Source organism: Stenoxybacter acetivorans DSM 19021 (assembly GCF_000745895.1).
GTDB classification, from domain to species: Bacteria; Pseudomonadota; Gammaproteobacteria; order Burkholderiales; family Neisseriaceae; genus Stenoxybacter; species Stenoxybacter acetivorans.
In genome coordinates this window covers 1-1,064 of the sequence record NZ_JQKE01000149.1, presented here as the reverse complement: position 1 = coordinate 1,064, position 1,064 = coordinate 1, and the positions used below count along the sequence as shown (strand labels likewise).

Annotated in this window: 2 protein-coding genes; both read left to right on the top strand. The window is 25.2% G+C overall.

The genetic code is table 11. The features are described 5' to 3' along the window. Positions 1-43 precede the first annotated feature (43 nt). Positions 44-505 carry a hypothetical protein gene (locus Q384_RS11045; RefSeq protein ID WP_037588171.1) on the top strand — a complete coding sequence of 154 codons (462 nt, stop codon included), beginning with the start codon at positions 44-46 and terminating at the stop codon, positions 503-505. Between the two features lie 74 nt (positions 506-579). Beyond that, complete coding sequence (locus Q384_RS11040) at positions 580-981, top strand: hypothetical protein (RefSeq protein WP_037588169.1); 402 nt, start codon at positions 580-582, stop codon at positions 979-981. Positions 982-1,064 lie beyond the last annotated feature (83 nt).

Below are 1,064 nucleotides of genomic sequence, written 5' to 3'. Positions count from 1 at the left end.
AAATTTTTAGAATTACCTATCCTTAGATTAAGGTTTCTGGAAAATGCGCTATATTTATAAAATATTTATCAGCTTTAGTCTGCTGTTGCTTTTATCTGCTTGCAGTGATAAAAACGATATTGTGGAAGCAAAGTTGAAAATTTTAGAGCAAAAAAGCATGAACGGTGAATTATTTAATGAAAAATTAACTGGTTTATTTTCTGGTTTTAATGTTGTTTGCGTACAATCACCTTATGTGTCAAAAGAAGAATTTGAAAAAATAATTAATAATGAAGCAAAATTTAATTACAAGATAGGCTTTTTTAAATATGATACGATAACGACATCTGGGGTTAAATTCTGGTTGAAAAAAGGGAAAGATATAATTATTATGGATTCAAATTTACATGTAAATGCAAAAAAAATATACGAAAATAGATGTTCATCAATTATATCAAATAAATGTCTTAAAACCGAAAAAAATCATATATGGAATGATATTTCTTTTTATTTTGGAGAGTGCTAAATGTATTATGATATAAAACTAATAAAACCAAATGTATCAAGAATAATACTATTAATTATTAAGGTAATTTTACAATGAAATTAAATTATAAATCTTTAATTTTTTATATTGGTTACGCTATACTGTTTATTATATTTACTTTATTTTTATTATTTTCTTTTGTTTACTATCAATACACATGGAATGATAATAATCCATTTGAAGAAATAAAATTAATAGATGATGGTGTGATATATGAATTACCATTTCCTCCAAAAAAAATTTGTATTCTTCCTCCTTATGGAAGAAGATTTTCTGATGTCAAGTTGAATGATGATGAATATTATTTATCTAAAAAATTAAATCAATTCTTAGATTTTAAAGGATTTGATCAAAATCAAGAGAATCAAATAACCATGCTGTCTTATAATGATGAAAATATTTTTGGAGTAACTGTTCATCGGCGGGGGTTCAATGATTTTGAAATTTATAGGTAGTGTTCAAAAATCTGTGTCAATCCCCTAAACTATTCCAAATAGGAGACAACACATGAACAACCCCATATTCGACTTTAAAACAG